Source organism: Micromonospora sp. AB353 (genome assembly GCF_049538395.1).
GTDB lineage: Bacteria > Actinomycetota > Actinomycetes > Mycobacteriales > Micromonosporaceae > Micromonospora > Micromonospora aurantiaca.
In genome coordinates, this window is record NZ_JBMVFV010000147.1 from 1 (window position 1) to 6,447 (window position 6,447).

The 6,447-nt window shown below is 72.4% G+C and carries 6 protein-coding genes; 4 read left to right on the forward strand and 2 right to left on the reverse strand.

What is annotated here, in order from left to right; translation table 11 throughout:
• Together ACPCK6_RS29055 and ACPCK6_RS29060 are read right to left on the reverse strand one after the other, a co-directional pair.
• Positions 1–738 (reverse strand): phosphatase PAP2 family protein (locus ACPCK6_RS29055; protein ID WP_423482796.1); only part of this gene is annotated, 738 nt, incomplete at its 3' end.
• A 74-nt stretch (positions 739–812) separates the two neighbouring features.
• A complete protein-coding gene (locus ACPCK6_RS29060) occupies positions 813–2,450 on the reverse strand; it encodes an MDR family MFS transporter (RefSeq protein ID WP_396883136.1) in 1,638 nt (545 codons plus the stop codon).
• Between the two features lie 123 nt (positions 2,451–2,573).
• On the opposite strand from ACPCK6_RS29060, the gene ACPCK6_RS29065 reads away from it, so the two are divergent.
• The 4 genes from ACPCK6_RS29065 to ACPCK6_RS29080 all read left to right on the forward strand — a co-directional run.
• Positions 2,574–3,164, forward strand: a complete 591-nt coding sequence (locus ACPCK6_RS29065) for a TetR/AcrR family transcriptional regulator (RefSeq protein ID WP_423482797.1) — start codon at positions 2,574–2,576, stop codon at positions 3,162–3,164.
• An 82-nt stretch (positions 3,165–3,246) separates the two neighbouring features.
• The gene (locus ACPCK6_RS29070; RefSeq protein WP_423482798.1) at positions 3,247–4,578 is read left to right on the forward strand and encodes a low temperature requirement protein A; all 1,332 of its coding nucleotides are present in this window, start codon (positions 3,247–3,249) and stop codon (positions 4,576–4,578) included.
• 21 nt (positions 4,579–4,599) lie between these two features.
• The gene (locus ACPCK6_RS29075) at positions 4,600–5,664 is read left to right on the forward strand and encodes an SRPBCC domain-containing protein (protein ID WP_423482799.1); all 1,065 of its coding nucleotides are present in this window, start codon (positions 4,600–4,602) and stop codon (positions 5,662–5,664) included.
• Positions 5,665–5,931: 267 nt separating this feature from the next.
• Positions 5,932–6,447, forward strand: a 516-nt coding sequence (locus tag ACPCK6_RS29080; protein WP_423482800.1) for a cellulose binding domain-containing protein, incomplete at its 3' end; no start/stop codon positions are given.

The window sequence follows — 6,447 nt, forward strand, 5'->3', positions numbered from 1 at the left end:
CGGTCCGGACGGGAGCGTGGGCGGTTCCGGCACGGCCGTCGGCAGGACGGCCAGGATCGCCACGAGCAGCACCACCGCGACGACGCCGTCGAGCCAGTAGTGGTTGCCGGTGATCACCACCACGAGCGCTGTCGTCAGCGGGTGGAGCAGCCAGAGCCAGCGGCGGCGTCCGGTGGTGACCGCCATCAGCGCCAGCGCGATCGCCAGCGCCCAGCCCACGTGCAGCGACGGCATGGCCGCGTACTGGTTGCTGAGCTGGTCGGTGTCGGGAGGCCCGTAGACGCTCGGGCCGAACCGGGTGCCGGTGTCGACCAGCCCGGTGAGCGCGGTCAGCCGCGGCGGCGCGAGCGGGACGCAGACGTGCAGCACCAGCGCCACCGCCGTGAGCGACGCCAGGGCGCGCCGCAACCGCAGGTAGTGCGCCGGGCGGCGCAGCCAGAGCCAGACCAGGCAGAGCACTGTGGCCGGGAAGTGCACGTAGGCGTAGTAGGAGTTGGCGACACGTACCAGCAGCTCGTGCGACAGCAGCGGCCCCTGCACGAGCATCTCGTCGGGCAGGCGCAGCAGCCGCTCCAGCCGCCAGACCCACTCGCCGTTGGCCAGGGCCACCTCGGCGTGTCCGGCCACCACCTGCCGGCCCGCCTTGTAGGCCAGGAAGAGCACGGCGACCAGCGCCAGCTCACGCGCGGCCCGCTGCCATGCGGCGAGGCGGGTGGGCGCGGTCCGCGTGACGTCCACGGCTCCTCCTTCGGTTCGTCCCCGCATGGGCCAGGGCCGCCGCCGGGGTCGGCGACGGCCCTGGGGGTACGGGCTCAGCGGCGGGTGCGTTCCTCCCGGCCGGCCGAGTCCACGCTCACCTCGTCGAAGGCGGGCGCGCCGTCGACGGCGTCCGCTCCCACCGCCACCGATCGGCCGGTGTCCGGCAGGTCGAGGCTGGAACGCAGGGTGACCGGACGCAGCAGCAGCGCCGCAACGATACCGACCACTGCGATGGCGGCCGAGATCAGGAAGATGTGCCCCGTTGCGTCCCCGTACGCGGCCCGCACGATCTGCCGTACCGGCTCGGGCAGCGCGTCGAGGTTGAGCGTGCTGCCGCCACCGCCCGAGGTGGGGATGCCGGCCGCGGCGAGGTCGTGTGTGATCCGGTCGGTGACCCGGCGGGCGAGCACCGCGCCGAGCACGGACACGCCGATGGTGCCGCCGAGCGAGCGGAAGAACGCGACGCTGGCGCTGGCCGCGCCGATGTCCTTGAGCGCGACGGTGTTCTGCACCGCGAGCACCAGGTTCTGCATGGTCATGCCGACACCGACGCCGACGATGAACATCGCCAGGCCGACGAAGACCAGCGAGGTCTCGTGGTCGATGGTGCCGAGCATGGCGAACCCGATGACCAGCATGACCGCCCCGAACACGATGTACGGCTTGATCTTCCCGGTCGCGGTGATCATCCGGCCGGCCACGATCGAGGAGATCAGCACGCCGGCCATCATCGGGATGGTGAGCAGGCCGGCCTCGGTCGGGCTGTAGCCGCGGCCGATCTGGAAGTACTGGCCGAGGAAGACCGCGCCGCCGAACATCGCCATGCCGACCGCGAGGCTGCCCAGGATCGCCAGGGCGGTGGTGCGCTCCCGGACGATGTGCAGCGGCACCACCGGCTCGGCGGCGCGTGCCTCCACCCAGACGGCGAGCGCGAGCAGCAGCACCGCACCGCCGACCATGGCGCCGGTCTGCCAGGACAGCCAGGCGAACGAGTCGTCGACGAACGAGATCCAGATCAGCAGCACGCTGACGCCGGCGGCGATGAGCGTGGCGCCCAGATAGTCGATCTTGACGTTGTCCCGGCGCACGGTGGGCAGGTTCAGGGTGATCTGGAGCAGGAACAGCGCGACGGCCGCGACCGGTACGCCGACGAAGAAGCACCAGCGCCAGCCGAGCCAGGAGGTGTCCACGATGAGGCCGCCCAGCAGCGGGCCGCCGACGGTGGCGAGCGCCATGACGCCGCCCAGGTAGCCGTTGTAGCGGCCCCGCTCACGCGGCGGGATCATGGCCGCGATGGCGACCTGGACCAGCGCCTGGAGACCGCCGACGCCGATGCCCTGGAAGGCGCGGGCGGCGATGAGCTGCCCGGCGCTCTGCGCGAAGCCGGCTGCGACGGACCCGACCAGGAACACCACGATGGCGATCTGGATCAGCAGCTTCTTGTTGAACAGGTCGGCCAGCTTGCCCCAGATCGGGGTGGTCGCGGTGGCGGTGAGCAGGGTGGCGGTGACCACCCAGGTGTACTGCGTCTGCGAGCCGTTGAGCGCTCCGATGATCTTCGGCAGGGCCGTCGAGACCACGGTGCTGCTCAGCATGGCCACGAAGAGCACGAGCAGCAGGCCGCTGAGCGCCTCCAGCGTCTTCCGCTTGCTCATCGGGGCGGCCTCAGCCGTCATGGTGGGTGCGCTCATGCGCGCGTCCTCCAGGTGTGTCGATACGGGGGTGGCCGCTTCGTTGCCTCAAGCAATCAACACTAAACCTTGCCCGGTAGGCAAGTTTGCCCATTGAGAATTGGGTCACCTACGCTGGCTTCCATGGAGGAGTGCACCGGGCTGCGGGAGCGGAAGAAGGCGGCCACCCGCCTGGCGCTGCACGAGGCGGCGCTGTCCCTCGCCGCCGAGCACGGCCCCGACCGGATCACCGTCGAGGCGATCGCCGACGCCGCGAACGTCTCCCGGCGGACCTTCTCCAACTACTTCGGCGGCAAGGAGGAGGCCCTCTTCCACGGCGACACGCTGCGGTTGCGCCGGCTGCTCAGGCTCGTCGCGGAACAACCGGCGGAACTATCGCCGTGGGCGGCGCTGACCCGGGCGGCCCTGACCCAGGCCGAGGACGGCTACGACGACCCGGCCGAGCCGTGGCTCAACCGGCGCCGCCGGCTGCACGGCCACCCGAGCCTCGCCGCCCACCAGGTCGGCGCGTACGCGGCCCTGGAGCGGGAGATGGCCGCGGAGCTGGCCCGCCGTCTGAGCGGACCGGACGCGGCGCTGCGGGCCCGGGTCGTCGCGGCGACGTTCCTCGCCTCCCTGCGGGTCGCCGCCCACGAGTGGCTGGAGCACCCCGGGCGGCCGTTGCGCGACGCACTGCGCGACGTGCTCGCGCTGGCCGCCCCGACGGCGGGCTGAGCGCGCCGCTCCCCCTGGTCGGACCGGTGGAATGGCCGGCGAAAGCGGCACCCGGCCTGACCTGGGCTGACACACTCGCCCAGTGGGTGGCGACCGGTGGCGCAAGGGGCTCGGGCCGGCGACCGGCGTCGCCCCCGCCACCCGGGTCGACCGGTTCGAGATCTTCTTCGACCTCGTCTTCGTGGTGTCCTTCTTCATCATCACGCGCGCCACCGCTGCCAACGTGACCCCTGGCGAACTGCTGCACGCGCTGCTGGTGCTCGCCGTGCTCTGGTGGTGCTGGGTGGTGCACAGCGCGGTCGCCGCCCGGCTGCGCCTGGGCGAGGGCTTCGTGCCGATCCTCATGGTGGTCGGCATGGTCGCGCTGTTCACGTTCGCGCTCGCGCTGCCGCAGACGTTCGGTGACCTCGACAAGGGCAGCGCCGGCCCGATCCTGGTCACCATCAGTTACGTGGTGATCCGGTTCGTGCACACCACCCTGTACTGGTACGCCACGCGCGACGATCCGCCGGCCCGGCGCAAGCTGCGGCTGTTCCTGCCGGAGGCGCTGATCTCGGCCGGCCTGCTGCTGGTGGCGGCGCTGCTGCCGCCGCGCGTGTCCCCGGAGGTCGGCCCGTGGCTGCGCGACGGACTGTGGATCGCTGTGGTGGCCATCCAGTACAGCAGTGGCCTGCTGGCCGGCACCGACGGCTGGAAGATCACCTCGGCCGAGCACTGGACCGAGCGGTACGACCTCATCCTGATCATCGCGCTCGGCGAGTCGGTCATCTCGGTCGGTGTCGGCGGCAACCTGCTCGGACAGCCCGTGACCTGGCCGGCGATCCCCGCGGCGATCTTCGGCATCCTGTTCACCGCGGCGCTCTGGTGGGCGCACTTCGACATGATCGGCCCGGCCGCCCGGATCGCGCTGCACGCCGCGCAGGGGCACACACGGGTGGCGCTCGCCCGCGACGCGTACGCCTATCTCTACCTGCCCATGATCGCCGGGGTGATCCTGTTCGCGATCGGCGCCGAGGAACTGGTCCGGATCGTCACCGATCCGGCCGGTGGCCCGATGGAGCGCGGCCACGGACCGGCGGTGCCGCTGCTCTTCGGTGGCGTGCTCGTCTACTTCGCCGCGAACATGGCGTTCCAGTGGCGCGCGCTGCGGACGCTGTCCTGGACCCGGGTCGGCACCGTGGTGCTGCTCGCCGCGGCGCTGCCGGTCGGCCGCCACCTGCCGGCGCTCGGCGCGCTGGGTCTGCTCACCGCGATCTGCGTGGCGCTCGTGGCGGCCGAACTGGTGATCTTCGCCGATTCCCGGGTCGCGTTGCGCCGGCTGATGCACGAGGAGAAGGCCAGCGCCGAGGAGAGCGAGGCCGCCTGGCGGTCCCGCTGGCGCGACGGGGGCGACAGCGCCCCACGGCGACCTTGACACAGGCCCTAGAGTCTCCGCGTGATCGAGATCGTCACCGAGGTCGACCTGTTCCACCCGCCCGCCCGGACCTGGCGGGCGCTCACGGAACGCGCGCTGCTGGCCAAGTGGTTCGCCGACAGCGCGCCCGGGTCCGACAGGTGGATCCTCGCCACCGCCGCGCTGCCCGGCTACGACGGCGACACCGAGGTGGAGGCCGTCGAGTTGCGCGCCCCGCACCGGCTGGTGGTCCGCTGCCGGGAGGCCGGCCGGGCCACCCGGCTCGCCTGCGACCTCACCCCCACCGCGCACGGCACCCGGCTGTCGGTCCGCGAGGTGCTCGAGGAGGGCGACTGGGACGCCGAGGCCCGCGCCGAGCAGCACGAGCAGGCGGTCACCGGACGGCTGCCCGCGATCCTCGACTGGCTGGCGTTCCAGAACGTCGACCTGCGCCGCGCCGAGGGCGGCCTGACCGCCGAACTGCCTGTGGTCCGGCTGCTCGGTGACGACCAGCGCCGGTCCGGGCGACGCCGGGTGCTGCTGGCGGTCGGCGCGGTGACGCTGATCGCCGTCGCAGCCGGGGCAACCGTGTGGGCCACCGCCGGCGAGCCGCCCGCACCGGCCGCGCCGGCTCCGACGGGGTCGCTGGTCATGCCGTCCAGCGCCACGCCCTCGGCCCGGCCGACTACCGCGCGGCCCACGCCCAGCGCCGGCCGCCGCAGCGCGTCGCCCTCGCCGACACCGTCGCCCACCCCCAGCCGTACGCCGAGCGCGACGCCCTCGACGGTGGCCGCGGCGCCGCTGAGCGCCACCTACGAGACGGTCACCGACCGGGTCTTCGGCTACCGGGGCCAGGTGGTGCTGCGCAATCCCGGCCCGTCGCCACGTCCCACCTGGACGGTCACCGTGACGCTGCACGACGGCGCCACAGTGGGCAGTGTGAGCGGCGCCGAGGTCACCCAGGACGGCACCGTGGTCACGTTCGCCGGGAGCGCGTTGCCGGGCGGCGAGGCCGCCACCATCCGCTTCGACGTCCGTGACCCGGACCCCTCGCACGACGCCCCCGCCGCCTGCACCGCCGACAACACCCCCTGCACCCCCGCCTGACCCCCTCCCTTCCTCTCCCCTCCCCCTCCCGCCCGCGCCCTTGACGCGCGTCGATCATGAGGTTGGACCGCGGATTTGTCCGCATTGAACGCGGTCAACTTCATGATCGACCAAGCCTGGGCGGGTGGGCGCTGGTTCGGTGGGTGCGGAAATGAGTTGTTGAGTGCGTGGGAGCGCTCCCGTAACATCCCTGACGCGGCTGTTAACGCTCACAACACAATCGCCACCGCCAATGCCCGAGCCGCCGCCCCCGCAGGAGGTCAATTCATGTCCAGATCCAGATCAGTCAATGCCATATGGGCATCGGCCGGAGCCGCGCTGCTGGCGTCGGCGTCGGTCGCCGTGGCGCTGCCCGCCGGTGCGGCAGCCGCCGGCTGCTCGGTCAACTACGCGATCTCGTCCCAGTGGCAGGGTGGCTTCGGCGCCAACGTCACCATCACGAACCTCGGCGACCCGGTGTCGAGCTGGACGCTGACGTGGTCGTTCGGCGCCGGGCAGACGGTGACCCAGTCGTGGAACACGAGCCTGACCCAGAGCGGGTCCGCTGTCACCGCGCGCAACGTCGACTACAACGGGTCGATCCCGACGAACGGCAACACGTCGTTCGGCTTCAACGGCTCCTGGACGAGCAGCAACCCGGTGCCGACCAGCTTCGCGCTCAACGGCGTGACCTGCACCGGCGGCACCACGCCGACCGGCGGGCCGACCGGCACACCGACCACCGCGCCACCCACCACGGCGCCGCCGACCACCGCGCCACCCACGACACCGCCGCCGGGCAAC